The following is a 26,219-nucleotide window of genomic DNA, read 5'->3' as shown; positions in this document are numbered from 1 at the left end:
CTCAAAGTCGGCTTTCGATCCATTCGGCCAGACGGAAGGCGTCGAAATAGAAATCCTCCGCGCCGAGGAAGGGCGGCGTGCTGCGATAGCGGCGGTAGGTGTCGTAGTCGTCATCGGCGGCCAGGATGGCGTCGCAGGCCTCCTCGTCGGACGCATAGCGCGACACGTCGATGAAGCTGCCGGCGGCGACATCCCGCAGGACCCCCGGATCGCCCCAGTAAAGCGGCACGGCGCCCGCCTGGAAGGCGTCCAGGATCTTCTCCGTCAGATAGCCGGGATGGCTCGCATTCTCGAACGCGAAGGCGAAGCGGTAGCGCGAGAAGACGCGGATCTTCGGCAGCCAGCCCATCTTCACCACGCTGCCGGTGTTGTTCAGCAGCCAGCCGACCGACTCCACGTGCCGCCGGGCGCAGAGCATCTGGAAGAAGTCGTTGCGGCGGGCGCAGTTGGGGTTCTTGTAGAGGAAGGCGCAGAATTTCCGCTTCTCGGCCTCTTCCCGCGTCGGCGGCACCGGCGGCAGGACGGAATGGCAGAAATGCGGCGTCGCCCCCTCGCGCCTGTGGTCCCAGGCATGCATGACGTAGAGCGGCAGGCGGTAATGCCGGGGATCGTCGATGCGGTCGAACGACACCGACATGTCGACGGCGTCGAGCGGCGGCCGCACATTCTCGCCGGTGAAGAACATCGACCGGGCGGTCCGTATTTCCCGGGGACTGGTGCCGAACACCGATATGATGGCGAGATCGCTGTCGTTGTCGACGACCGATACGTCGAAGCGGGCGGACAGGATATCCACGAAGAAGTTCGTGGCCGGATCGAACTCCGGCCAGAAATCGAAGAAGGCGATCTTCAGCCGAGGCTTCGCGCCGCGCCCGCCGCGGTCCGGTCCATGCAGCAGAAAACGGTCGAGACGTGCCGGGTCCTGATGGGAAGACGCCAGAAATTCCGAAAGGAAATCGCTGGTCCGCTGGTCGATCATGCCCAAGACGCTCCCGCACGCACTGATTGCCGCGAGCGGCCCTTTTGCCCGGACAAGCTCGGCGGACACACCGTAGTTATGCCATCGCCGGGCTGCCAGCGGTATTTTTGGAGCCGCCGGGCCGGGCCTGCCCCCGCAAAGCCGGTTCGCAGTTGCACACAACGGATGTGAGCGGTCCTTGACCGGACGGCCCGCGCCGCTAATATCCGGCGCCATGGACGTCTCTGTACGGATCCCGATGATGATGCGCGCACCGGCGCATCGCGCGCGAATTACCGGCCCGGCTCTCTGAGGAGGGCCGGGATCGAGACCTTATGTGCGTCGGGTGGCAGGAACCAGCCGCCCGATGGTGACGCCTTCCCCCAGGGATCCGATATGACCCGCGATTACAAATCGACCGTCTTCCTGCCGCGCACCGACTTCCCCATGCGTGGCGGCCTGCCGACCAAGGAGCCCGAGCTGCTGAAGCGCTGGGCCGAGATGGACCTGTTCGGCAAGCTGCGCGCCGGCGCCAAGGGCCGGAAGAAGTTCGTGCTGCACGACGGCCCGCCCTATGCCAACGGCAACATCCACATCGGCCATGCCGTCAACAAGATCCTGAAGGACGTGATCGTCCGCTTCCGCCAGATGCAGGGCTTCGACGCCGACTATGTCCCCGGCTGGGACTGCCACGGCCTGCCCATCGAATGGAAGATCGAGGAGAAGTACCGCAAGGCCGGCAAGAACAAGGATGACGTGCCGCTCATCCAGTTCCGCGCCGAATGCCGCCAGTTCGCCGAGGAATGGGTCGGCATCCAGGCCGCCGAGTTCCGCCGTCTGGGCGTGGAGGGCGACTGGAAGCACCCCTATGCCACCATGACCTTCCCGGCCGAGGCCCAGATCGTCCGCGAAATCCACAAGTTCGCGATGAACGGCGGCCTCTACAAGGGCTCCAAGCCGGTGATGTGGTCGGTGGTCGAGAAGACCGCGCTGGCCGACGCCGAGGTGGAATACCACGACCACACCTCCACCACCGTCTTCGCCCGCTTCCCCGTCTGGGGGTCGTCGGCGCCGGAGGTGGACGAGGCCAGCATCGTCATCTGGACGACCACGCCCTGGACCCTGCCGGCCAACCGCGCCATCGCCTATGGCGAGGAGATCGAATACGCCACCTTCAAGGTGACCGCCGTCGCCGAGGGCAGCAAGGCCGTGGTCGGCGAGCGTCTGGTGCTCGCCACCGGCGTGGCCGAGGGCGTGCTGAAGGAGGCCGGCGTCACCGAGTGGAAGCAACTGCACCGCTTCCCCGGCGCGCGCCTTGCCGGCACCTGGTGCCGCCACCCGCTGAACGGCAAGGGCTACGACTTCAAGGTGCCGCTGCTGGCCGGCGACTTCGTCACCACCGACGCCGGTTCGGGCTTCGTCCACATCGCCCCCGGCCATGGCGAGGACGACTTCCGCCTGGGTCAGGCCAACGGCATCGAGGTGCCGCAGACGGTGGGCGAGGACGGGCGCTATTACGCCCATGTGCCGCTGTTCGCCGGTCTGGCGGTCTACACCGACCAGGGCAAGTCCGGCCCGGCCAACAAGGCGGTGCTGGAAGCGTTCGATGAAGCCGGGTCGCTGCTGGCCAGCAACCGCATCAAGCACAGCTATCCGCACAGCTGGCGGTCGAAGGCTCCGCTGATCTTCCGCACCACGCCGCAGTGGTTCATCTCGATGGAGACGAACGACCTGCGCAAGGTGGCGCTGCAGGCGATCTCCGACACCCGCTGGGTCCCGCCGCAGGGCGAGAATCGCATCCGTTCGATGATCGAGAGCCGTCCGGACTGGTGCATCAGCCGCCAGCGCGCCTGGGGCGTGCCGATCGCGCTGTTCGTCCGCAAGGCGACCGGCGAGATCCTGCGCGACGAGGCGGTGTTCGCCCGCATCGCCGACATCTTCCAGCAGGAGGGTGCCGACGCCTGGTTCGCCCGCGATCCGCAGGACTTCCTCGGCAACGCCTATTCCGCCGAGGAGTTCGAGCAGGTCCGGGACATCGTAGACGTCTGGTTCGAGTCGGGCTCCTCGCACGCCTTCGTGCTGGAACAGCGGCTGGAGGAATTGGCCTGGCCGGCCGACCTCTATCTGGAAGGCTCCGACCAGCATCGCGGCTGGTTCCATTCGTCGCTGCTGGAAAGCTGCGGCACGCGCGGCCGGGCGCCCTACAACGCGGTGCTGACCCACGGCTTCGTGCTGGACGAGCAGGGCCGCAAGATGTCCAAGTCGCTGGGCAACGTGGTGGCCCCGCAGGAGGTCTGCGACCAGTACGGTGCCGACATCCTGCGCCTGTGGATCATCAACTCCGACTATTCGGAAGACCTCCGCATCGGCAAGGAGATCATCAAGACCCAGGCCGACCTGTACCGCCGCCTGCGCAATACCCTGCGTTACCTGCTGGGCGCGCTCGCCGACTACACCCCGGCCGAACGGATCGACGCCGCCCAGATGCCGGAGCTGGAGCGCTGGGTCCTGCACCGCCTGTCGGAGCTGGATGCGCTGGTCCGCGAGAAGGTCGAAGCCTACGACTTCCACGCCCTGTTCGTGGCCCTGCACAACTTCTGTGCGGTGGAGCTGTCGGCCTTCTACTTCGACGTCCGCAAGGACAGCCTCTATTGCGATCCGGTCGATTCGGTGCGCCGCCGGTCGGTGCGGACGGTGATGGAGCACCTGTTCTCCACCCTGACCGCGTGGCTGGCCCCGATCCTCTGCTTCACCGCCGAGGAGGCTTGGCTGGCGCGTCCGGAAGGCCTCGAGGAGGGGGATGGCTGGACCGACGAAAGCGTGCATCTGCGCGGTTTCCCGGAGGTCCCGGCTGACTGGCGCAACGACGCTCTCGCCGCCAAGTGGGAGTCGGTGCGCAACGTCCGCCGCGTCGTCACCGGCGCGCTGGAGCTGGAACGCGCCAACAAGACCATCGGCTCGTCGCTGCAGGCCGACCCGACCGTCTATGTCGACTCGGCGACCAAGGCCCTGCTGGCCGACGTGGATTTCCAGGACGTCTGCATCACCTCCGCCATCGAGGTGACGGATGCCGCGGCGCCGGAGGGGGCCTTCACCCTGCCCGACGTCCCCGGCATCGCCGTCGCCCCGGCCCTGGCCGAAGGCGAGAAGTGCGAGCGCTGCTGGAAGGTCCTGGAGGAAGTCGGCACGGTCGCCGACCACCCGACGCTGTGCGTCCGCTGCTCCGACGCGGTGGCATGAGGCCAGTTACCACATCCGCGGCTCTATTCCCTCTCCCCCCCGCTTTCGCGCAAACTTCGTTTGCGCTGACGCGACAGGCGCACCCCCGGCCCGCCGAAAGCGGGGAGAGGGTTAGGGTGAGGGGGGTCCGCCTGCCGGACGCCCCTCGCCGCGCATCCCCCTCACCCCGGCTCTCCCCCCAGAGGGGAGAGGAAGGATGTATGGCCCCATGAACGCCTTCGTCGCCAACCAATCCCGCTCCTACTGGCTGTTCGGGCTGATCGTCGCCGTGGTGGTGGTCGTGCTCGATCAGGGCAGCAAATGGTGGATCCTCGAACAGGTCATGCAGCCGGTGCCGCATGTCATCGAGGTGACGTCCTTCTTCAACCTCGTGCTGGTGTGGAACTACGGCGTCAGCTTCGGCACCTTCGCCGGCGGCGGGGCGCTGATGCCCTATATCCTCAGCGCCATCGCCGCGGTGATCGCCGTCTGCCTGATCTTCTGGCTGCGGCAGGCCGAACGGCGGCTGATCGCACTGGCGCTGGGCTTCATCATCGGCGGGGCGGTGGGCAACGTCGTCGACCGGCTGCTGCACGGCGCGGTGGTCGACTTCCTCGATTTCCATCTCGCCGGCTGGCATTTCTGGGCCTTCAACGTGGCCGACAGCGGAATCAGCGTCGGCGTGGTGCTGCTGTTGATCGACGGACTGTTCGCGGGCCGCGAAAAGTCGTAAGAGTTCCGTCGCCGGTGGCGTTATAACCGCCGGCGAGCGCTGACCATGCGGTCCCGACCTTCGGGCCGGGTCGCTACGACGTGACAGACGACGGGATCTTCCGAACGTGACCAGCATCTCCTCCGCCCTCTCCTTCCCCCGGAATCGGCTTCCGCTCATCGGGCTGGCGCTTGCGGCGTTGGCGCTCGCCGGCTGCTCGGATGTGCGCCGGTCCATCGGTCTCGACCGCCAGAGCCCCGACGAATTCGCCGTCGTTTCCCGCGCTCCGCTGACCCTGCCGCCCAGCATGCAGGACCTGCCGAAGCCGCGCCCCGGCGCTGCCCGCCCGCAGGACAGCACGCCGACCCAGACGGCGGCCGGCGCCGTGTTCGGCGGCGGCGCGCGCCGCACCGGCAAGGCGGCCGGCGAATCGACCGGCGAACGCTCGCTGGTCGCCCAGGCCTCGGCCCGCGACGGCATCGACCCGAACATCCGTGCCAAGGTCGATCAGGAAACCACCCAGCTGATCATCGCCGACAAGAGCTGGATCGATTCGCTGCTGTTCTGGCAGAAGCAGGAACAGCCCTACTCGCTGGTCGACCCTGCCAAGGAGCAGCAGCGCCTGCGCGAGGCCCAGGCCCAGGGCAAGTCGCTGGACGGTGCCGCCACCCCGACGATCGAGCGCAAGCGCAAGGCGCCGCTGGAAGGCCTGTTCTAAGCGACGGCCATCCGAACGGGCGTTTCAGCCTTGTCCAAGGCACGACATCACACCAGTTTCCGGGGGCGCCCTTCCCAATGAAGGGCGCCCTTTCGATTCGGACCTCCTGATCCGGGAGCCCTCATGCCTGCCGTCCTATCCGCCCGCCGCTTCGCCGTGGCCGGTCTCCTGGCCCTGACGATGACCGTCGCGGCCCCCCTGGCCCCAATGCCGCTTGGCCCCGCGCCTGCCCATGCGGCGGAAAAGGGGGTGTTCTTCCCCGAAAGCTTCACCTTGTCCAACGGCATGCAGGTGGTGGTGATCCCCAACCACCGCGTGCCGGTCGTGACCCACATGGTCTGGTACAAGATGGGCGCCGCCGACGAGGAGCGCGGCCAATCCGGCGTCGCGCACTTCCTGGAACATCTGATGTTCAAGGGAACGGATGTCATCCCGCCCGGCGAGTTCAGCCGCATCATCGCCAAGAACGGCGGGCGCGACAACGCCTTCACCAGCTACGACTACACCGCCTATTACCAGAACGTCGCCCGCGACCGGCTGGAGATGGTGATGCGGATGGAGGCCGACCGCATGGCCAACCTGAAGCTGACCGACGCGGTGGTCTATCCCGAACGCGACGTCATCATCGAAGAGCGGCGCCAGCGCATCGAGAACGAACCGGCCGACCGGATCGGCGAGCAGATCAACGCCACCATGTTCGTCCATCACCCCTACGGCACCCCGGTGATCGGCTGGCCGCAGGAGATGTCGACCCTGACGCGGGAAATGGCGGAGCATTTCTACAAGACGTGGTATGCGCCCAACAACGCCATCCTGGTGGTGTCCGGCGACGTCACGGCGGCGGAGTTGAAGCCGCTGGCGGAGCGCTATTACGGCGCCATCCCCGCCCGCCCGGTGCCGGAGCGCAAGCGCGTGTCCGAGCCGCCGCTCAACTCCTCCCGCCAAGTGGTGCTGCGTGACGAGGAGGTGCGGCAGCCGTCGGTCCGCCGCATCTGGACCGCGCCGTCCTATCGCCTCGACCCGGAGCATCAGGCCTATGCGCTGCAGGTGCTGGCCGAGATCATGAGCGGCGGCACCACCTCCCGCCTCTACCGCAGCCTTGTGGTCGATCAGAAGCTCGCCACCTCGGCCTGGCTCGGCTACGGCCCGACCGCCTGGGACATGGCGACGCTTAGCGTCGGCGCCAGCCCGGCCGCCGGGGTGCCGATGGATAAGCTCGAATCGGCGCTGTGGGCCGAAATCGACAAGCTGCTGAAGTCCGGCGTGACGGAGGAGGAGGTCGCCACCGCCCGCAAGCGCATGCTGGCCGCCGCGGCCTATGCCCGCGACAGCCTGACCGGGCCGGCCCAGACGCTGGGCGCGGCGCTCGCCACCGGCCAGAGCATCGACGATGTGGAAAGCTGGCCGGTGCGCATCGACGCCGTCACCGCCGATCAGGTCAACGCCGCCGCCCGCGCCGTGCTGAGCCAGACCAACCACGTCACCGGCCTGCTGCTGCCCCCGACCGGAAAGGACAGTTGAGGATGAGCTTGTTTCACGATGTTTCATCTGCCCGCGGGCTTCCCCCCTCTCCCCCCCGGGGAGAGGGTCGGGGTGAGGGGGATGCACGGCGTGGCTTTTCCCGACTGGCGAAGCGTATGCCTAAGAGCTTCTCCTCGCTGCGGCTCCCCCTCACCCTAACCCTCTCCCCGGGGGGGAGAGGGGATCTGCGCGTCGGTCTGGCAGCCGTATTCATAACGGTCATCGCGCTCATCTCCCCCGCCCACGCCATGGACATCAAGCGCGTGGTCAGCCCCGGCGGGATCGAGGCGTGGCTGGTCGAGGACCACAAGGTGCCGGTTCTGGCACTGGAATGGGCCTTCGAAGGCGCCGGCGGCACCGATCCAAAGGGCAAGGAGGGGCTGGCGAACCTGACCTCCACCATGCTGGACGAGGGTGCCGGGCCGTACGATTCGCAGGCGTTCCAGGCGCGGCTGCAGGACAAAGCCATCGCGCTTGGCTTCGATGCCGGCCGCGACGGCTTCAGCGGGTCGATGCGCACCCTGACCGAGCACCGCGACGAGGCGCTGGAACTGACCCGCCTGTCCCTGACCGACCCGCATTTCGCGCCCGAGTCCCTGGACCGCATGCGCGCCTCGATCACCGCCAGCCTGAGGCGCGATCTCGCCGACCCCAACTATGTCGCGCGGCGTCAGTTCTACGCCACCGCCTTCCCCAACCATCCCTATGGCGACGAGGTCCGCGGCACGCTGGACAGCCTGCCGACCATCACTCCGGACGACTTGCGCCGCTTCGTGAAGGGTCAGTTCGGCCGCGACCGGCTGGTGGTGGCCGCCACCGGAGACATCTCGCCGGAGGATCTCGGCAAGGCGCTCGACAAGGTGTTCGGCGGCCTGCCGGCGAAGGCCGACGTGCCGCCCATTCCCGACGTGACGATGTCCGGTCTGGGCCAGACCATCCTGCTGCCGCGGCCGACGGCCCAGACGGTGATGCTGATGGGTCAGCCGGGGGTGAAGCGCGACGATCCCGACTGGTATGCCGCCACGGTGATGAATTACGTGCTGGGCGGCGGCGGTTTCGGGTCCCGCCTGATGGAAGAGGTGCGGGAGAAGCGCGGCCTCAGCTATGGCGTGTACAGCTATCTGATCCCGATGGACCATGCGGCGCTGGTGATGGCCAGCGGGTCGACCGTGAACGCCAAGGCGGGACAGGCGCTCGACATCATGCGGCAGGAATGGGCGCGCATGGCGAAGGACGGGCTGACCGACCAGGAGATGGCCGACGCCAAGACCTACCTGACCGGCTCCTTCCCGCTACAACTCGGCTCGACCCAGGCGATCGCCCGCATCCTGCTGCAGGTGAAGCGCGACAATCTGGGCATCGATTACCTGAACCAGCGCGACCGCTACATCAACGCGGTGACCCAGGCCGACATCAAGCGCATCGCCCAGCGCCTGCTCGACCCGGCCAAACTGCTGACCGTGCTGGTCGGCAAGCCGGAGGGCGTCTCTCCGACGCGGACGATCGACGGCGGGAGTTGAGTGTCGGCTTCGAATGCCCCCACCCTAACCCTCCCCCGCTGGGCCGGGGAGGGGATTCAGCGCTTGTTCGCGAAGGCGGCGGCAGTCCCTCCCCCGCCCAGCGGGGGAGGTTAGGTGGGGGTCTAACTCCTCGAGATTCTACGCCAAATCCGGCTGACTCCCCGGAAAGCGCGGATCACTGGGATCGACCGGGCTCCCCGGCACCTTGCCCGGAATGATGCCGACCTGATCCGGCCGCGCAGCATCGTCACGGTCGCGGTCGTCCTCGCGCTCTTCCAGAGGCGGCGTGGCGGGCTTGTCTGACATGGCTTCCTCCTGTCGCAAATCCTGAAAACCACAACACTCCGCCCGCCATCCGGTTGCACGGCTCGGCCGCCCCGCATAGGCCGTTAAGCCGCGCCAACCGCCGCGTTTTGGCCCGTGGCCGTCACCGGCGGTCGGTGTTAGGCTCCCTGCGCCCCGCAGATGGGCCGCGTCAAAGGACCGCTGACGTCAAGGAGTCCAAAGCATCATGACCGCGCTGACCCGTTCCCCCGCCTGGGCCGCTCTCGCCCGACACCGCCAGGACATGGCCGGCACGCACATGCGTGAGTTGTTCGCCGCCGATCCCGGCCGGTTCAAAGCCTTCTCGATGGAGGCCGCGGGTCTGTTCCTCGATTATTCGAAGAACCGCATCACCCAGGACACGGTCGGCCTGCTGCTCGACCTCGCCCGCCAGCAGGATGTGGAGGGTGCCCGCGCCCGCATGTTCGGCGGCGAGCCGATCAACCTGACGGAAAAGCGCGCGGTCCTGCACACCGCGCTGCGCAACCGCTCCGACCGCGCCGTCACCGTCGACGGCCGCGACGTGATGCCGGGGGTGCGCGCCGTGCTGGAGCGGATGGACGCCTTCGCCAACTCGGTGCGTGACGGCGAGTGGCGCGGCTATACCGGCCAGCCGATCACCGACGTGGTCAACATCGGCATCGGCGGCTCCGACCTCGGCCCCGTCATGGCGACGGAGGCGCTGAAGCCCTTCGCCCATGCCCATGTCGCCCTGCATTTCGTCTCCAACGTCGACGGCACCCATCTGGCCGAGCAGTTGAAGTGGCTGGATCCGGAGACGACGCTGTTCGTCATCGCGTCCAAGACCTTCACGACGCAGGAAACGCTGACCAACGCCCACTCCGCCCGCCGCTGGTTCCTGGAGACCGCGCGGGACGAGGCGCATGTCGCCAAGCATTTCGTCGCCGTCTCCACCAACGAGGCGGAGGTGCGCAAGTTCGGCATCGACCCCGCCAACATGTTCGGCTTCTGGGATTGGGTCGGCGGCCGCTATTCGCTGTGGTCGGCTATCGGCCTGCCGATCATGATCGCCATCGGGCCGGAGCGCTTCGCCGAACTGCTGGCCGGCGCCCATGCGATGGACGAGCATTTCCGCACCGCGCCGCTGGAGCGCAACATGCCGGTGCTGATGGGGCTGCTCGGCGTCTGGTATCGCAACTTCTGGGACGCCTCGTCCTACGCGGTGCTGCCCTACGACCAGTATCTGCACCGCTTCCCCGCTTATCTCCAGCAGCTGGACATGGAGAGCAACGGCAAGTCGGTGACCCGCGGCGGCGAGCCGGTGGATTACCAGACCGGCCCGGTGCTGTTCGGCGAGTCCGGCACCAACGGCCAGCACGCCTTCTACCAGCTGATCCACCAGGGCACCTCGCTGATCCCCTGCGACTTCATCGCGGCGGCGACCACCCACAACCCGATCGGGGCGGAGGCCGGCGCCCATCACCGCATCCTGCTGTCCAACGTTTTCGCCCAGGCCGAGGCGCTGATGCGCGGCAAGACCGCCGACGAGGTGCGGGCGGAGATGACCAGGGCCGGCAAGCCGGCCGACGAGGTGGAGGCGTTGGTCCCCCACCGCGTCTTCCCCGGCAACCGTCCGTCCAACACCATCCTGATCCAGAGCCTGACGCCGGCGACGCTGGGCGCCCTGATCGCCCTGTACGAGCACAAGGTCTTCGTCCAGGGCATCGTCTGGGACATCAACAGCTTCGACCAGTGGGGCGTCGAGCTGGGCAAGCAGTTGGCCAACACCATCCTGCCGGAGATGGAGAGCGGTCCGGCCGAGGGGGCGCATGACAGCTCCACCACCGGGCTGATGGCATGGTGGCGGGCGCACCGCTAAGGAACGGCCCGGCTTACGCCAAATAATTGTATGTGCGCGAACGCAATCGGGCGGGACAACCTCCCCCCGATGGCGTTCGGAACATTGCGGTTGCGTTCCGGTTGAAGAGGGAAACGGTCCTTGCACCAACCCACACAACCGGAGCGACCCAATGTCCACACGCTTGCGCCTCGCCATCCTGATCTACGGAATGATCCAGGGTGTGGTCTTCGGCATCGGCACCGTCCTGGTCCTCGGCGTCCCCAGCCTTTCCGAGCAGGCGATGACGCTGATGCCGACCGTGGTGATTCTCAGCATCGTTCTGGCCGCCCCCATCGCCTGGTTCATGGCGCCGCGGCTGCGGCTGCGCTTCTGGCAGCGGCGGGAGGAACGGCAGCAGGCGCCGCGCCGGGTTACGCTGTCCTGACCGCTCAGTCCGTGCCGTCTTCCGCGACCTTGCCGAACAGCCAGTCGCGGAAGAACGGCGCGGTGGCCGACGCATTGGGTGTGATGCCTGACCAGTTATGAGGAGCGGAGACGTCGCATATCGCGGCGTCTCCGCATAGATTCTCAAATATCTTCGGACCTTTAAGTGAACAGAGAATCCCAGGTGTTATAGACGCTGGCCATCCATCCCGTAGACTGCGTTCCATTCACAAACGCATACTCAACAGTTCCTACCCCATTGTATCCAGTATTCGTTGTCTGAGATTGGATAATATCTCCATTATCAAAACTCCCGTCGTCCAACTCTCCCGGCTTATAAACGTAAAGCGTAGACCGGTCGTCCCCAAAGGTTATTTGGAGATTTGTTGTAACATTCGCAAAATAAATTATGTCCTGATTGTTTATTTCCGAGCCTGCCGCGTCATTTATAAGAGTGATTCCGGGAACAGAAAAGTCATGATAATAAAGATCGTTTCCTGATCCACCTTGCAAAAGGTCAGCAAAACCAAAGCCAGGATCAGTCCCTCCACCGATCAATGTATCGTCTCCATCTCCGCCATAGAGAGCGTCACGTCCGGGGCCTCCATCCAGACTGTCGTTCCCAACGTCACCCCAAAGCCAATCATCACCATACTGACCATATAACCTGTCATTTCCCAAATGACCGTTTAGATGGTCATTGCCATCGCCTCCTAGCAAGGTATCTGCCCCGGTCCATCCGACAACGGTGTCATTTCCAGACTTTGCATCAACAATCCAGTCCCCGACTTGAGAGCCAGATGTAGGAACCTGAAAGGATTATCTTTCTCGTTCAAAGATATCGAGTAGGGCATGGCGACCACCCAGTTTGGGAAGTTGATGAATTGGAAAATTTTCTACTTTCAATGGGCTCCACCAAGCAGAAAATAAACTTAGAAAGGCAAATAAATAAGTTTTTATCATCGTAAGTCATCTCATTTTTCTTGGTGCGCCATTTTATGGCGTGTACTATCAAGCAATATGCACCGAGGGGCTGTGAGATGACCAAGATCATTGGGTCGCAGATTCTGCTCGACGCAACCACCGGCATGGTCAAGCCCACCGGGTTACCTGCGCGCGCTTCGTCCACCGTCGCTTCTCAGACTCCCCCGCGCCCGCCCCTTACGGATATTGTGGATCTGTCCGATGCTGCGCGCCGAACAATGGGGCGTGAACAACCGACAGCCCTATCGGCGGAACGTGATCAGGAGATCCGACGCATCGGCGCGGCAATTCCGGCAATGGCGGATTGGGCCAGTGCGACAAGCGACTATATGGGAAAGGCCGCCGACGCATTTCGCACCGCCTTTGGCTTATCCGACAGCATCTCGATCACCTCCGGCGGGGCAGGGACGGCCATGATGGACGCAGTCGCGACCAGCCGGGGAATCGCCAAGCCCAAACTGCCATCCGTACTGGCGGAGGCCGGCGAGAGCGAGGCGGGAGCAACTGCAGAGGATCGCAAGGCTGGTACAGGCTTCATCGGGTTGAGCGTCACCGACCGGCAGGATCCACGGTTTGGCCAAAAGCTGGATGTCGCGTTCAACCGTTCCGCCGGAATCGCACCGGAGTCCATGACGCTGGTACGGTTGGATGATCCGCGGAATGGCGGCGCGCTGGCCAAGTTGCTGTCGCCCAACGGCGGAGATGATGCAAGCATGTTCGCGGTCACCGATGGCGACGCAGGGCAGAACGCGAGAGTCGCCGCCGCGATCCGTTCCGTCGGTATGGACGATTTCGCGACTTCAGCGCTGGCAATCGTCAAGGCGGTCGGCCGCTACTTGCCCGGCTTGGCCGAGAGCGGCACCGGTAGCCAATAAAACAGGGAGGCTCGGAGCGACGTCGGCTGTAGTCCGACGTCGCGCTTTCACCCTGCCCTTTCAAGCTGCCGCGTCTTCCGCGACCATGGCGAACAGCCAGTCGCGGAAGGCGCGCATGGTCGGCGTCTCCGGCCGCGACTTCAGTGAGGTTAGCCAATAGGCGCCCTTGCAGACGGTGACGGCGAAGGGCTGCTCGATCAGGCCCAGCACCAGCGGCCGGCGGAACATCGACACCGGGGCCAGCGCCACCCCCGCCCCCTGGATCGCCACCTCCACCATCAGCGAGGAGGAGTCGAAGACCGGCCCCTTGATCGAAGGCATTGCCGAAGGCTCCACCCCTGCGGCGGCGAACCAGCCCGGCCATTCGTCCGACCGATAGGAGCGCAGCAGGGTCTCGCGCCCGACATCGGCCGGCTCGCGCAGCCGCCGGGCGATCTCCGGCGCACACAGGACCGACAGCGGCGCGTCGAACAGGCGGATTGCGTCGGTGCCGTGCCACGCGCCGTCTCCGAAGCGGATGGCATAGTCCAGCCCCTCCGCCGCGATGTCGACGCGGTTGTTGTTGGTGGACAGGCGCAGGTCGACGAAGGGATGAGCCTCGCGGAAGCGGGCCAGCCGCGGCAGCAGCCAGCCGACGGCGAAGGTGCCGACCGCGCCGACCGTCAGCACTTCGCGAAACCGCCCGCCCTCGAACTGGTCGAGCAGGCCGCCGATGCGGTCGAACGCCTCCTCCAGCGTCGGCAGCAGCGCCCGTCCCTCGTCGGTCAGGGCAAGGCCGCGCGGCAGGCGGTGGAACAGGCTGGCGCCCAGCCGCTCCTCCAGCAGCTTGACCTGATGGCTGACGGCGGCCTGGGTCACGCACAGCTCGATGGCCGCACGGGTGAAGCTGAGATGCCGCGCCGACGCCTCGAAGGCGCGCAGGGCGTTCAAAGGCAGATAGGGCCGGACCACGGGTTCCCCGGACAAATGCTTGATGCCGGGGGTGAGCTAGCATCGAATGCGGGGTGGGCTCCAGGGGGATGTGGGGGCGGATGAGTTAGACCCCCACCTAACCTCCCCCGCTCTCAGCGGACCTACGGTCCGCCTGCCGCGTCAGCACAAAGCAAAGCTTTGTGCGAGAGCTGGGCGGGGGAGGGACTGCCGCCACTCTGCCGAACAAGCGCGTATCCCCTCCCCCGCCCAGCGGGGGAGGGTTAGGGTGGGGGTCTAACGCCCCAAAAACACTCACCGCCCCGTCAGCACCTTGCGGGTGTGCAGTGCGATCATCCGCTCCTCGTCGGTCGGGATGACGTAGACCGGCAGGCGGCTGCGCGACGTGGAGATCTTTGCCGCATTGGCCTCGTTGGCCGCCGCATCGATCTCGACGCCCATCCAGGCCAGCTTGTCGCCAACCCGCGCCCGCACGGGGGCGGAGCGTTCGCCGATGCCCGCCGTGAACACCACGGCGTCCACCCCACCCATCGAGGCGGCGAGCGCGCCGGTCTCCTTGGCGATGCGGAAGCAGAACAGCTCCACAGCCTCCTGCGCATGCGGGTCGCTGCTTTCCAGCAGGGCGCGCATGTCGTTGGAGATGCCCGACACGCCGAGCAGGCCGGACTTGTTGTAGAGCATCTTCTCGATGGCGCCGGCGTCCATGCCCTTGCGCATCAGGTAGATCAGCACGCCCGGGTCGATGGTGCCGCAGCGGGTGCCCATCGGCAGGCCATCCAGGGCGGTGAAGCCCATGGTGCTGTCGACGCTGCGCCCGCCATGGATGGCGCACATGCTGGCGCCGCTGCCGAGATGGGCGACGACCACCCGCGAATCGCCCAGCTCCGGAGCGATTTCCGGCAGGCGGCGGGAGATGTACTCGTAGGACAGGCCGTGGAAGCCGTAGCGGCGCACGCCCTCCTCCGTCAGCTCCCGCGGGATGGCGAAGGTCTGCGCCTGCCAGGGCTGGTTGCGGTGGAAGGCGGTGTCGAAGCAGGCGACCTGCGGCAGCTCCGGATGCGCCTCGGCCAGCGCGCGGATGGCCGCCATGTTGTGCGGCTGGTGCAGCGGGGCGAGCGGGACCAGACCGTCCAGCTCATCCAGCACGGCGGAGGTCAGCAGCACCGGGGTGGCGTGGCGGACACCGCCATGCACCACCCGGTGGCCGGCGGCGATCAGCGTCGCCCCCTCCAACCGTTCCTCGATCCAGTCCAGCAGGTAGGACAGCAGGGCCGTGCGGTCGCTCGGCTCCCCCGCCCCCCAGCTCTTTTCGGCGAGCGGGCGGCGCTGGGCGTCCTTGGCCTCGAACACCGGCTGGGTGCCGATGCCCGAGATCTGGCCGTTGATGGTGACCACCGGATCCCCGCCGCCATGATCCCGGAACACCGAGAATTTCAGGCTGGAGGAGCCGGCATTGATGACGAGGATCGCATTGGACATGGCGTCGGGCTTTCTCACTCGGCCGCGGCGGTGGCGCCACGGCGGCGGGCGGCGGCCGACAGGACGGCCACGGCGCAGGACGCCAGACGGGTGCGCACATTGTCGGCGCGGCTGGTCAGGATGATCGGCACGCGGGCGCCCAGCACGATGCCGGCGGCGTCCGCATGGGCCAGGAAGGACAGCTGCTTGGCCAGCATGTTGCCGGCCTCCAGGTCGGGGACCAGCAGGATGTCGGCCTGCCCGGCCACCTCGGACTTGATGCCCTTGGTGATGGCGGCCTCGCGGCTGATGGCGTTGTCGAAGGCCAGCGGGCCGTCGAGGATGCCGCCGGTGATCTGGCCGCGGTCGGCCATCTTGCACAGCGCGGCGGCTTCCAGCGTCGAGGCGATCTTGGTGTTGATCGTCTCGACCGCCGACAGGATGGCGACGCGCGGCACCTCGGTCCCCAGCACCTTGGCGAGGTCGATGGCGTTCTGCACGATGCTGACCTTGTCCTCCAGCGTCGGGTAGATGTTGATCGCCGCATCGGTGATCAACAGCGGACGCGGGTAGGTCGGGACGTTCATCACGAAGACGTGGCTCAGGCGGCGGCCGGTGCGCAGCCCGGTCTCCTTCCGCACCACCTCGCCCATCAACTCGTCGGTGTGGAGGCTGCCCTTCATCACCGCTTCGCATTCGCCGGTGCGGGCCAGCCGCACGCCGGTCTCGGCCGAGGCATGGCTGTGGGCGACGTCGACGATGCGGTAGCGGGAGATGTCCAGGCCGTACGTGTCGGCAACGGAGCGGATCTTGGCTTCCGGACCGACCAGCACCGGGTCGATCAGGTTGGCTTCCGCCGCCTCGACGGCGCCCCGCAGCGAGCTTTCGTCGCAGGGATGGACGACGGCGGTCGGCACCGGCGGCAGCGACTCGCACTTCTTCAGCATCAGCTCGTGGCCGTCATGGCGGATCACCTGCACCTGCGGCAGTTCCGCGGCGGCGCGGCGCACCTTCTCGGTCGGGGCGATCACCTCGGCGATGCCGGTCGCGACGGTCTTGCCGTCCTGGTTGGCGGCGAGGCAGTCGAAGACGACCGTCTTGCGCACCGCATCCTTGGACTTGGCGGTGACCGTCACGGTGACGATGTCGCCCAGCAGGACCGGACGCTCGAACCGCAGATCCTGGCCGACATAGACGGTGCCGGGGCCGGGCAGCAGGGTGCCGAGAACGGCGGAGATCAGCGAGCCCGACCACATGCCATGTCCGACCACCTTGTGGTCGACGGCGTAATCCTCGTCGACATGGGACGGGTTGAGGTCGCCGGACACCGTCGCGAACAGCTCGATGTCGGACATGGTCAGGCGGCGCGACAGGCTGGCCTGCTGGCCGATGTGGATTTCCTCGAACGTGACGTTTTCGATCATGGGGCTGCCGTTCTTGCCGGTCGGAACGAGGCCGCTGCGACCCGCCGGGGCGGCGGAGAGGGCGGCGATGGCGGTGTCCATACTCAATGCTCCTGAAAAGGATCGCGGCGCCCGACCAACGGACCCCGCCCCAAAGCGGCGGATGCCCGAATGCCGGTGACCGGAACGGTTCCCCGTTGGGGCGGGGCATCCGTCGCGGCGGCAGGCCGTATCCCCCCAAGCCCGGTTCCCATTGCCGTCGGCGCCCTCCGGGGCATGCCATGGCGACGGGCCGGACTCCGTCTTGTTGGGTTCCGTCGAAGCGGAACCTTCGCCCTCCAAGGATTATCCAAGGAGTGTGCTTGTGCGAAAGCAATAGCCCCTATGGCAAGGGGCCCCAATGACCTACATCAATAAAGTCGCCAAGCTATTGTTGCAGCTGGGTTACTGGGATCGTTTCGGTGCAGTGAGCAGCCGCAGCATAACCGAAACTTGCGCGGACGCGGACGAGAAAAGCGGACCCGCCGGTAGAACTGCCACCATTGCGCGCTGCGGTATGGAGAAATCAGGACAGGAGGCGGGAGCGGCTGCTCACTCCGCCGCGGCACTGCAATGGCAGCGTTGCTCGACCAGCGGCACGCTGACGGCGAAGACGGTGCCGCGCCCCACCTGCGACCGCACGGTGACGGGATGGTCGAGCATCTGGGACATGCGGCGGACGATGGACAACCCGAGCCCCAGCCCCCGGCCGCTGTCGCGCTGGTCGGTGCCGCAGCGGTAGAAATCCTCGAAGATCGCCGCCATTTCCGCCTCGGCGATGCCGGGGCCGGTGTCCCACACCTCGATGGACAGGCGGAACCCGCCATCGGCGTCGGACCGGCGCCGGCAGCCCAGCAGGATCCGTCCCTCCGTGGTGTAGCGCAGGGCGTTGACCAGCAGGTTGCGGACCATCCGCTCCAGCAGGATCGGATCGCTCTGCACCCGGGCGGAACAGTCGACGGTCCGCAGCTGGAGCCCGCGGTCGATCGCCTGATCGCCGATCTCGACCGACAGCCGGGCGAGGATGTCCTGGACGTCGAATTCCGCCACCCGCGGCTTGACGTTGCCGACCTCCAGCGCGGAGGTGTCGAGCAGGGTGGACAGCAGCGTGTTGCCGGCGGTCAGCGCCTCCCCCAGCTTGTTCGCCACCTCCACCTGCTGGGGATCGTCCAGCTTGCTCATCAGGATGTGGTGGAACAGGCTCATCGCCTGGAAAGGCTGGCGGAGATCGTGGCTGGCGGCGGCCAGGAAGCGGCTCTTCGCCTGATTGGCCCGCTCCGCATCCGCATGGGCGCGGGACAGCGCCTCCCGGATCTCGACCGACTCCGTCATGTCGATGGCGGCGCAGACGACGCCGGCCACCGCCCCGGTTTCGTCGCGCATCGGCTCCACCGACAGGTCGAGCACCCGCCGGCTGCCGCCATAGGTCACCTCCAGCTCGCACCGGGTGCCGATGCCGCTTTCGATCACGGACCGCTTGATGGCCGACATCCGCGCCGCCTCGTCCGCGGGGAACAGCTCGGCATCGGTCCGGCCGATCATCCGCTCCGGATGCAGGTCGGTGCGCGGGCAATAGATCCACAGATGCCTCAGGTTACAGTCCTGGCTGAACAGCGTGACCTTGGAATAGCGCAGCGCCAGCCGGAAGCGTTCCTCGCTCTCGCGCAGGGCGCGGGCCATGGCGGCACGGGCACGCGCCTCGGTCCGCAGCAGGCGCTTGGTGCGCGCTTCCCGCAGGACATAGGCCGCGACGCCCGCGGTCAGGAGAATCCCGCCGATCAGCATGGTCCAGGCCAACCGGTCGTCCGCGCTGAACAGCCGCGCCGCGTCCGGCAGCACATAGAGCCGCCACACCCGCCCGGCAAAGGCGATGTCGCGGACGATGGCATGCGGCGCCGCGTCTCCCGTCAGCTGCTCGACGGTGAGGGGATCGACCGGCGGATGGGGCAGCTCTCCGGGACGGCCGATCGCCCCTTCGGCGGCCAGCATCCGTGGCACGCCCATATCCGGCCGGACCGGCGGCTCCAGAAGATAGACGTCGCCGATGGAAAGGCCGACCCGGCGCACCGCATCCCGCAGCAACTGCCCGATGTCGAAACTGGTCCACAGGAAACCGGTGAGCAGATCGCAGACGATGGGCTCGACCAGCCGGCCCGGATCGTCTTCGACTTCGCGGGTATAGACCGGCAGGTAGAGCAGCACGGAATTCTCGCCCAAATTCGCCCGTAACGGCTCGCCTTCGGCCGCGACCAGACGATTGGCGGCGCAGGACCGCACCAGCACGTCGCGCTGGCCGGAAAGACTGGCCATGTCGAGGCCGATCAGTCCGGCGGCGGATTGTGGTTCGGCCAGCACGTTCACGAACCGGTCGGCTGCCATCCCGGCGGTGTCGTATTCGGGACCGCGTCCGTATTCCGGACCGCTTCCCCCATCGGCATTGCGAACCGCGAACGAGGAGTAGCCGGCCGAGCGCATCGCCCGCTCAAGCAGCGGCACGTTCCGTTTGGAAATCCGTCGGGCCCAGGCGACCGCCCGCAGATTGGGATAAAGCGGCAGCAGGGGTTCGGCCGCCGACGCGAAGCTCGCATCCGTCACCGGGGCGGGACCGGCCAACGGACCGCTGAGCGCACGCAGCAGCACGCTCTGATGCTCGAAGCTCGCCTTCAGCTCGTCGTGGAGCTGGATCGCCTGACGGTCGGCCAGAGCATGTTCGGCTTGGCTTGTCGCGCTGCGGACCAGCAGAAAGGCCGATAGCGACAGGAACAGCCCGGCGATGACGATCACCGGCAGCGCTGCCGTCCTTCCCCCCGCCCGATATCGCCGGTTCATCCGAACGCCCCCCACCCCATCCGTTCGAACAGTCGCTGCTCAACCCGGATCATAACGAAGCGAAAGCATAAATGGGTATGTTTAAGTTCACCATCAAACCAAAGGAAGGGTTCACTCCGCCGATTGGAGGAGAAGAATGGGCTTGCCTTGCGAACAAACGTCGCAACCTTGTTGCATTTCGCCGCATCCCCCGCCTCTGTTTCAGGAATGTCACTGCACTGCAGCAGAGGCGGAAAGATGCGACACTATATATTCGACACGTTTTTCCAGAAGACCCGATTTCCAAACTTGATCTTTGTTATCAAAGGGGATCATGTCCGAGCAGACGGACGACGGCGGCACGCAGGGCGAGCGGCGCGACCGGCTTGTGAAGCAGAGGGTACCCGGACAACCGCGCCTCGCGCAGGCGCTTGGGATCGGTATCGCCGGTCAGGATCATGCCAGGCACGGGACGGTCGAACAGCTTGGCGATCTGCCGGATGGCGACGATGCCGTTGGCCGCTCCCTTCAGCCGCAGATCGGAGATGACGAGGTCGAAGGGCTCCGGGGCCGGACCGATCCGTTCGACGGCCATGTCGTAGGACTCCGCTCCGACGACGCTGCACCCCCATTGCCCCAGCAGCGCCTCCAGCGCGGCCAGCACCATGGGGTCGTCCTCGATCACCAGGATGCGGGTGCGGCTGATGTCGGCGGTGCTGCTGTCCGGCGCCGGGGCCGCGACGGCCTCCTCCCGGCTGGAGGCATCGGTCGCGTCGGCGCCCGTTTCGACCGACAGGGGAACCACGACGGCGATGACGGTGCCCCGCCCCTCCTCGGCGCAGACTTCCAGCCCGAGGCCAAGCTTCCGCGCAAGGCCGCGCACCAGGGTCAGGTCCAGCCCCAGCGATCCCGCCCCTTCGCCGGCCGGCTTCGCCAGTTCCGCCCGAAGGGAGGCCAGACGTTGCGGCGACAGGCCACGGCCGCTGTCCCACAGCTCGATGCGCAGACGATCGCCGCGCGTGCGGCAGCCCAGCAGCACGCGCCCCCGGATCGTCCCGCGCAGGGCATTGGCAACCAGGCCATGCAGCAGACGTTCGAGCAAAGCGGAATCGGTCCGCACCATGGCGGAACAGGGCATCACGGTGAAGCGCAGCCCACGGTCGGCAAAGCGCGGCGCCACCTCCAGCGCCAGGCGCATCAGCACGCCGTTGACCGCGTGGGTGCGGATGTCCGGCTCGGTGAGGCCGCTTTCGAGACGGACAAGGTCGAAATGGCCGTCGACCATGCTGCGCATCGATTCCACCGCCTGGGCCATCGAGCGCAGCAGGTCGCGATCCTGCCGGCCATCAAGCCTGCCACCCAGCCTGCCATCGAGCGTGCCGATCAGCAGGGACAGCGCCGCCAAAGGCTGGCGCAGGTCGTGGCTCGCGGCGGCGAAAAGACGCCCGGCGGGATCGCCCATCGGCGAGGCCGCAGCCCTGCGGGAATTCGATGACGAAGGCGAACCGTGGAACCGCCAAACCGCGCCGCCGTTGGCAAGCGGCAGGACCGTGTGCTCCGGCATCACGTCCCCTGGCATCACGCCCGTCGACATCACGCCCATTTCCGCGCCGGAGGAGAGGTGGGTACACAGATCCTCGGCCGACAGACCGGCTATCAGGCGGCCGGCGAGCGCGGGCAGGTCCGCTGCCGCGGGCGTCCAATCGACCAGAAGTCCGTTGGCTCCGAACACCAGAATGGCCGGCACAGCACCGCCGGCGTCGTCTTGGCTGCCGTTCACGGTCACACCTGCATCCCATGCCTCATGCTCCGATGGGACTCAACACTATGGAAGGCGCGGCCCGTTGCAAAGCCCGCCATTCGGCAGACTTCACGCGAAGATCACAGCGGCATCCTCAATCAAACCTTTCGTTGCTTTTTCGACAAATCCACAGAACTGCTTGAACAGCCAGCCTCCCCTGTTACAATTCGACAAATATTCGATGACCTCACAAGCCGGGCCTTCAGTGTTTTTTAGGAATGGCCTGCAATGATGGCGGAATGGATTGCGACACGCAGACTTGTGCCGATGGTGGGCACGACAGGGCCGTTGCCGGGGAATTCCCGTCGATCGATCCGCTGCTGTTCGCCATGCTGCAACTGCCGGACGCTGTTGCGCTCTTCAAAACGCACACCGATTGCACCGGCGCGCTGACGGACCTGGAATGGCAGTCGGCCAACCCGGCGGCGGAGCGGCTGCTGGGCGTCGCTCCGCTGACCGGCAAGCGGCTGCGCGGGGGTGGCACCGATGCCGCCTGCCCCGGACTGTTCGCCGCATTGGCCGATGCCCTGCATGGCCCGGTGGAGCGCACCGTCGCCGCCCGGCGCGGGACGACGCCGGTGCGCTGGCGGGTTGCGGCCGGACCGGCCCCCGGCGGCCTGTGCGCCATCCTGACCGATCTCGGCCCCGAGAACCCGTCCGTGGCGGAGGCGCTGGCCGAAAGCCTGACCGCGGCGCTGGAACACAGCGCCGAGAGCTTCGCCCTGTTCGATCACGCGGACCGTCTGGTCCACGCCAACGGCCGGCTGAAGAAGGACCTGCCCACCCTGGCCGACCGGCTGGTTCCCGGCGTGCCGTTCGAGGAGCTGGCCCGCGGCTTCGCCCTGGCCGATCCGCGCCTGACCACCGACGAGGAGCGAGCGGTCTGGATGACGGCGCGGCTGGAGCGCCATCGCCGCCAGGAGCCGCCGGTGGTGGTGCCGCTGCCCGACGGGCGCTGGCTGCTCAGCCGCGAACATGCGGTGCCGGGCGGCGTGCTGGTCCATTACACCGACGTCACCACGCTGAAGCTGAACGAGGAGCGGCTGCGCATCCGCGAGACGGAGGCACGCGCCGCCCGTGCGGAAGCGGAAAGCGCCAGCCGCGCCAAGAGCGCCTTCCTGGCCCAGATGAGCCACGAGCTGCGCACGCCGCTGAATGCAGTGCTGGGCTTCTCGGAAATGCTGCTGTCTGAGCCGTTCGGGCCGCTCGGCAATCCACGTTACCGCAGCTATGCCGGCGACATCCGCGATGCCGGCACCCATCTGCTGGCGCTGATCGACGACATTCTGGAGCTGTCGCGCCTGGACAGCGGCGGGATGCCGCTGGCGGAGGACGGGGTGGATCTGGACACGCTGTCGCTGCGGGTCGTTTCCGCCCTGCAGGAGGCGGCGGCGGAAGGCGACGTCCGCATGCGCCGGGAGGTGCCGGCCGGCCTGCCGTTGCTGCGGGGCGACGCCCAGGCGCTGACCCAGATGCTGACCAACCTGCTGTCGAACGCCGTCACCCACACCCGTCCCGGCGGCGAAGTGGTGTTGACCGTGAATCTCATGCCCGACGGCGGGCTCGGGCTGATGGTGGCCGACACCGGCGTCGGCATCCCGACCGCCGACCTTCCGCACATCCTCCACCCCTTCGAGCCGTCGGACTCCACCATCGCCCGCAACTCCCGTGGGACCGGGCTGGGGCTGCCGATTGTCAAGCGGCTGGTTGAGATGCATGGCGGACGGCTGGAGCTGACCAGCCAGCCGGGGGTCGGTACCGCGGCGGTGCTGGTCTTCCCCGCCGAGCGCAGCCTGCCGCGCGACCGCTGCCGTCCGGCCCCCCTGCCCCCGGTCATTCTGCCAAGCTGACTCGGGTGGCCTGATTGGGGCGGCCTGATTGGGATGGCCTGATCGCGACCAGCCATACTTTTGCCCCTTGGCGACGACGCGCGGACCGGTCATTGTGGGGCCATGTTCCCCACCCGTTCCTATTTCGATGGTGGCACCGCGCCATGAGCGACGATTTTGCCGTTCCGGTATCCGACAGCGACTCCGGCCTCCCGGCCGGGGGTGCGCCGCCGATCTTCCGTGGCGTGCGGCGGGCGCTGGCGTTGCGCGGCTATGCGACCCTGACCGAATTCCGGCTGGCGAGCGGCCGGCGGGCCGACGTTCTTGCCATCGACGAGGCCGGCAGCATCCTGATCGTCGAGGTGAAGAGCGGCGTTGCCGACTTCCGCTCCGACCAGAAATGGCAGGAGTATCGCGACTGGTGCGATGCCTTCTATTTTGCGGTCGACGACGGGTTCCCGACCGAACTGATCCCGGAGGATTGCGGGCTGATGGTTGCCGACGCCTATGGCGCGGAGGTCCTGCGCGAGGCGCCGGTCGCCAAGCTGGCCGCCGCCCGCCGCAAGACCCTGCTGCTGCGCGCCGCGATGACCGGCGCCGGGCGCCTGCACCGGATCGAGGATCCGATGTTCACCCAGGCCTCCCCCACGGTGTGATCCCGCCGCTCCCCTGACCTTACCGATGCGCCACGGCGCGAAACCGGGTAGAGTGAGCGATCATATCAACCAGGGAGAGCGGATCGGCATGACGGCGGACCGGACGGGCGAAGCACAGCCCTTGCAGATCCTGCTGGCGGAGGACGAGACGGTCACCCGCCTTGCCGCCCGCGCCCTGCTTGAACGTGCCGGCCATCGGGTGGTGGCGGTGGAGGATGGACCGGCCGCCGTCGCGGCGGCTGCGCAGGGCGGTTTCGACCTGATCCTGATGGATCTGGACCTGCCCGGCCTGCCCGGCGACGAGGCGGTGCGCGCCATCCGCCGGCAGCCGAACGGCGCCGCCCCGCGCATTCTCATGCTGACCGCCAGCGCCACCGCGCAAGGACGCGCCCGCTGCACCGGCAGCGGCGCCGACGGCATGCTGACCAAGCCGCTGCGGCTGGACGCCTTGTCCTCGATGCCGGGAGACGGGCCGCAAGCCGCACCACCGTCAACCGGGCCGGCCTTCGATGAGGGGGCGATCAGAACGATGCGGGAGATGCTGCCCGCCGCCCGCGCCGCCGAGCTGCTCGACCGGACGGCCGCGGTTCTGGACCAGCATGGGAAGGCGCTGGCCGCGGCGTTGAAGGCGGGGGACCGGACAACGGCCGGGGCGATGGCCCACAAGATCGCCGGCGTGTCGGGCCAATATGGTTGTCTGGCCTTGCGCCGGGCGGCCCGTGCCCTGGAAGCCGGTCTGGAGCGGCCGGGCACCGATCAGGCGCAGTTGGCCGAGGAACTGGCCGGCACGCTGGCGCCGGCCATCGGGTTCCTGAAGCGGAGCGCCGCCGCGGCGCAGGACTGAGCCCGGCCGCCCGCGGCTGCCGTCGTCAGCCCCGCTCGCCCGGCGACACGGCGACGCAATGGTGGCCGTGCTTGGTCAGAACGGCGCAGGCCTTGCGGGCGTCCTTTTCGTCCAACCCGGTCAGGCGGGCACGATAGACGGTCTCCTTGCCGGTCTTCGCCTGCACGACGCTGGGCTTGGCCGTCCGCAGCAGGAACGGCGCCTGCTTGACCGCCTGGCTCACCGCCTTGTTGCCGGCCGCCTTGCTGGAGAAGGCACCGACCTGGACACCCCAATGCGAAGAGGCGCTGCCGCGGCTCGCCTTCTCTTCCTTCGGAGCCGCGACCGGGATCGCTGCCGTCTGCAGGGAGGCGCGGACCGGCTTGGCCTTCACCACCGGCTCTTCATCATCATCCCCCTCGCCGTCGGTGGCGTCGGAGCGGGTGGTGTCGAGGCTCGCCATCACCGGCGCGTCCTCGTTGCCCCGGCTGGGCCGGCCGAAGGCCTGATCGAGCAGGGCCGCCATCTTGTTGTCGCGCGACACGGCCGACTTGCCGCCCATCACCACGCCGACCAGACGCCGCCCGTCCCGCACCGCCGAGGCGGCGAGGTTGAAGCCGGACGCGACGGTATAGCCGGTCTTGATGCCGTCCATCCCCTCGTAGCGGGACATCAGGTGATTGTGGTTGGCCAGGGTGCGGCCGCCATATGCGAAGTTGCGGCGGCTGAAATAGGGATAGTACTTGGCATGGTCGCGCATCAGCGCGCGGGACAGCATCGCGTAGTCGCGGGCGGTCGTCACCTGCTCCATGTTCGGCAGGCCGGAGGCGTTGCGGTAGACGGTGTGGCGCATGCCGATTTCACGGGCCTTGCGCGTCATCATCTCCGCAAAGCGCGACTCGGTGCCGCCCAGCGCCTCCGCCAGCACCACCGCGGCGTCGTTGGCCGACTTGGTGACGAGGCCGAGGATCGCCGTCTCCACCTTCAGGGTCTGGCCGGCGCGCAGGCCCAGCTTGGTCGGCGACATGCTCTCCGCCCACGACGAGACCGGCAATTGCTGGTCGAGGGTCAGGCGACCGTCATCCAGCGCATCGAAGGTCAGGTATAGGGTCATCATCTTGGTCAGGGACGCCGGATAGGTGATCGCGTCGGCATCCTGGTCGATCAGCACCTGCCCGGTCCGGGCATCGACGACGATGGCCGCGGCCTTTGCCGCCAGCGCCTCGGCGGCGGACAGGCCGGCTCCGGCGGCCACCATGCCCAGCAGCGCGGCGGCCGCGAACAAATGGCGACCCACACCCGCCGAACTCCGCCCCCCGTTCGTGTCCGCCGCGCGAAAGGCGAACGGAAACAATCCGTTACGAACGGTGTTGCGCGTTACACTCATGATGGCCCC

At 67.2% G+C, this 26,219-nt stretch carries 20 protein-coding genes; 11 read left to right on the top strand and 9 right to left on the bottom strand.

Annotated elements, in window-relative coordinates; genetic code table 11:
- Window position 1 precedes the first annotated feature (1 nt).
- Window positions 2-979 carry a glycosyltransferase family 10 domain-containing protein gene (locus ACCD06_RS06920; RefSeq protein ID WP_413339688.1) on the bottom strand — a complete coding sequence of 326 codons (978 nt, stop codon included), beginning with the start codon at window positions 977-979 and terminating at the stop codon, window positions 2-4.
- Window positions 980-1,354: 375 nt separating this feature from the next.
- Between ACCD06_RS06920 and ileS the strand changes: the two genes are divergently transcribed.
- From ileS to ACCD06_RS06895, 5 genes are all read left to right on the top strand, one after another.
- Entirely contained in the window at window positions 1,355-4,198 is a 2,844-nt protein-coding gene (ileS, locus tag ACCD06_RS06915; RefSeq protein ID WP_413339686.1) for an isoleucine--tRNA ligase, read from the top strand.
- A gap of 208 nt (window positions 4,199-4,406) precedes the next feature.
- The gene (gene lspA / locus ACCD06_RS06910; protein ID WP_109073409.1) at window positions 4,407-4,910 is read left to right on the top strand and encodes a signal peptidase II; all 504 of its coding nucleotides are present in this window, start codon (window positions 4,407-4,409) and stop codon (window positions 4,908-4,910) included.
- Between the two features lie 106 nt (window positions 4,911-5,016).
- Window positions 5,017-5,607, top strand: a complete 591-nt coding sequence (locus ACCD06_RS06905; RefSeq protein ID WP_109073408.1) for a DUF3035 domain-containing protein — start codon at window positions 5,017-5,019, stop codon at window positions 5,605-5,607.
- A 123-nt stretch (window positions 5,608-5,730) separates the two neighbouring features.
- Entirely contained in the window at window positions 5,731-7,128 is a 1,398-nt protein-coding gene (locus tag ACCD06_RS06900; RefSeq protein ID WP_109073407.1) for a M16 family metallopeptidase, read from the top strand.
- A 248-nt stretch (window positions 7,129-7,376) separates the two neighbouring features.
- Window positions 7,377-8,648: a M16 family metallopeptidase gene (locus ACCD06_RS06895; protein ID WP_413339683.1), complete on the top strand. Its 1,272-nt coding sequence runs from the start codon at window positions 7,377-7,379 to the stop codon at window positions 8,646-8,648.
- A gap of 138 nt (window positions 8,649-8,786) precedes the next feature.
- On the opposite strand, the gene ACCD06_RS06890 is transcribed toward ACCD06_RS06895, so the two are convergent.
- Window positions 8,787-8,954 carry a hypothetical protein gene (locus tag ACCD06_RS06890; RefSeq protein WP_169055046.1) on the bottom strand — a complete coding sequence of 56 codons (168 nt, stop codon included), beginning with the start codon at window positions 8,952-8,954 and terminating at the stop codon, window positions 8,787-8,789.
- A gap of 205 nt (window positions 8,955-9,159) precedes the next feature.
- On the opposite strand from ACCD06_RS06890, the gene pgi reads away from it, so the two are divergent.
- Window positions 9,160-10,812, top strand: coding sequence for a glucose-6-phosphate isomerase (gene pgi, locus ACCD06_RS06885; protein ID WP_413339681.1), 1,653 nt, complete (start codon window positions 9,160-9,162; stop codon window positions 10,810-10,812).
- A 151-nt stretch (window positions 10,813-10,963) separates the two neighbouring features.
- Window positions 10,964-11,218 carry a hypothetical protein gene (locus ACCD06_RS06880; protein ID WP_413339679.1) on the top strand — a complete coding sequence of 85 codons (255 nt, stop codon included), beginning with the start codon at window positions 10,964-10,966 and terminating at the stop codon, window positions 11,216-11,218.
- Window positions 11,219-11,379: 161 nt separating this feature from the next.
- Here ACCD06_RS06880 and ACCD06_RS06875 read toward each other — a convergent pair whose 3' ends face one another.
- Entirely contained in the window at window positions 11,380-11,994 is a 615-nt protein-coding gene (locus ACCD06_RS06875; RefSeq protein WP_413342468.1) for a calcium-binding protein, read from the bottom strand.
- A 263-nt stretch (window positions 11,995-12,257) separates the two neighbouring features.
- Between ACCD06_RS06875 and ACCD06_RS06870 the strand changes: the two genes are divergently transcribed.
- Window positions 12,258-13,076, top strand: coding sequence for a hypothetical protein (locus ACCD06_RS06870; RefSeq protein ID WP_413339677.1), 819 nt, complete (start codon window positions 12,258-12,260; stop codon window positions 13,074-13,076).
- 60 nt (window positions 13,077-13,136) lie between these two features.
- On the opposite strand, the gene ACCD06_RS06865 is transcribed toward ACCD06_RS06870, so the two are convergent.
- From ACCD06_RS06865 to ACCD06_RS06845, 5 genes are all read right to left on the bottom strand, one after another.
- Entirely contained in the window at window positions 13,137-14,027 is an 891-nt protein-coding gene (locus tag ACCD06_RS06865; protein WP_413339675.1) for a LysR substrate-binding domain-containing protein, read from the bottom strand.
- Between the two features lie 273 nt (window positions 14,028-14,300).
- On the bottom strand, window positions 14,301-15,485 hold the full coding sequence (locus tag ACCD06_RS06860) for an acetate/propionate family kinase (RefSeq protein ID WP_413339673.1): 1,185 nt from the start codon (window positions 15,483-15,485) through the stop codon (window positions 14,301-14,303).
- Between the two features lie 14 nt (window positions 15,486-15,499).
- Complete coding sequence (locus tag ACCD06_RS06855) at window positions 15,500-16,888, bottom strand: bifunctional enoyl-CoA hydratase/phosphate acetyltransferase (protein ID WP_413342466.1); 1,389 nt, start codon at window positions 16,886-16,888, stop codon at window positions 15,500-15,502.
- A gap of 570 nt (window positions 16,889-17,458) precedes the next feature.
- Window positions 17,459-19,735 (bottom strand): ATP-binding protein, encoded by a 2,277-nt coding sequence (locus ACCD06_RS06850; protein ID WP_109075451.1) that lies wholly within the window; start codon window positions 19,733-19,735, stop codon window positions 17,459-17,461.
- A 301-nt stretch (window positions 19,736-20,036) separates the two neighbouring features.
- On the bottom strand, window positions 20,037-21,494 hold the full coding sequence (locus tag ACCD06_RS06845) for a response regulator (RefSeq protein ID WP_413339671.1): 1,458 nt from the start codon (window positions 21,492-21,494) through the stop codon (window positions 20,037-20,039).
- Between the two features lie 260 nt (window positions 21,495-21,754).
- Between ACCD06_RS06845 and ACCD06_RS06840 the strand changes: the two genes are divergently transcribed.
- The 3 genes from ACCD06_RS06840 (at window position 21,755) to ACCD06_RS06830 (ending at window position 24,844) form a co-directional block, all read left to right on the top strand.
- A complete protein-coding gene (locus tag ACCD06_RS06840) occupies window positions 21,755-23,365 on the top strand; it encodes an ATP-binding protein (protein ID WP_413339669.1) in 1,611 nt (536 codons plus the stop codon).
- Window positions 23,366-23,508: 143 nt separating this feature from the next.
- A complete protein-coding gene (locus ACCD06_RS06835; protein WP_413339667.1) occupies window positions 23,509-24,000 on the top strand; it encodes an MmcB family DNA repair protein in 492 nt (163 codons plus the stop codon).
- A 52-nt stretch (window positions 24,001-24,052) separates the two neighbouring features.
- Entirely contained in the window at window positions 24,053-24,844 is a 792-nt protein-coding gene (locus ACCD06_RS06830) for a response regulator (RefSeq protein WP_413339665.1), read from the top strand.
- 25 nt (window positions 24,845-24,869) lie between these two features.
- On the opposite strand, the gene ACCD06_RS06825 is transcribed toward ACCD06_RS06830, so the two are convergent.
- On the bottom strand, window positions 24,870-26,120 hold the full coding sequence (locus tag ACCD06_RS06825) for a D-alanyl-D-alanine carboxypeptidase family protein (RefSeq protein WP_109075454.1): 1,251 nt from the start codon (window positions 26,118-26,120) through the stop codon (window positions 24,870-24,872).
- Window positions 26,121-26,219 lie beyond the last annotated feature (99 nt).

The sequence above is a fragment of the Azospirillum sp. CT11-132 genome, from assembly GCF_047302835.1.
Classification (GTDB): Bacteria; Pseudomonadota; Alphaproteobacteria; order Azospirillales; family Azospirillaceae; genus Azospirillum.
This window is presented reverse-complemented; position numbering and strand designations above follow the sequence as displayed.

Bases quoted from the DNA above. Each gene is read 5' to 3' on its own strand.
- pgi (WP_413339681.1), top strand. From the start codon at position 9,160: ATGACCGCGCTGACCCGTTCCCCCGCCTGGGCCGCTCTCGCCCGACAC.
- ACCD06_RS06900 (WP_109073407.1), top strand. From the start codon at position 5,731: ATGCCTGCCGTCCTATCCGCCCGCCGCTTCGCCGTGGCCGGTCTCCTG.
- ACCD06_RS06880 (WP_413339679.1), top strand. From the start codon at position 10,964: ATGTCCACACGCTTGCGCCTCGCCATCCTGATCTACGGAATGATCCAG.
- ACCD06_RS06840 (WP_413339669.1), top strand. From the start codon at position 21,755: ATGGATTGCGACACGCAGACTTGTGCCGATGGTGGGCACGACAGGGCC.
- ACCD06_RS06890 (WP_169055046.1), bottom strand. From the start codon at position 8,954: ATGTCAGACAAGCCCGCCACGCCGCCTCTGGAAGAGCGCGAGGACGAC.
- ACCD06_RS06920 (WP_413339688.1), bottom strand. From the start codon at position 979: ATGATCGACCAGCGGACCAGCGATTTCCTTTCGGAATTTCTGGCGTCT.
- lspA (WP_109073409.1), top strand. From the start codon at position 4,407: ATGAACGCCTTCGTCGCCAACCAATCCCGCTCCTACTGGCTGTTCGGG.
- ileS (WP_413339686.1), top strand. From the start codon at position 1,355: ATGACCCGCGATTACAAATCGACCGTCTTCCTGCCGCGCACCGACTTC.
- ACCD06_RS06860 (WP_413339673.1), bottom strand. From the start codon at position 15,485: ATGTCCAATGCGATCCTCGTCATCAATGCCGGCTCCTCCAGCCTGAAA.
- ACCD06_RS06870 (WP_413339677.1), top strand. From the start codon at position 12,258: ATGACCAAGATCATTGGGTCGCAGATTCTGCTCGACGCAACCACCGGC.
- ACCD06_RS06855 (WP_413342466.1), bottom strand. From the start codon at position 16,888: ATGATCGAAAACGTCACGTTCGAGGAAATCCACATCGGCCAGCAGGCC.
- ACCD06_RS06835 (WP_413339667.1), top strand. From the start codon at position 23,509: ATGAGCGACGATTTTGCCGTTCCGGTATCCGACAGCGACTCCGGCCTC.
- ACCD06_RS06895 (WP_413339683.1), top strand. From the start codon at position 7,377: ATGGACATCAAGCGCGTGGTCAGCCCCGGCGGGATCGAGGCGTGGCTG.
- ACCD06_RS06850 (WP_109075451.1), bottom strand. From the start codon at position 19,735: ATGAACCGGCGATATCGGGCGGGGGGAAGGACGGCAGCGCTGCCGGTG.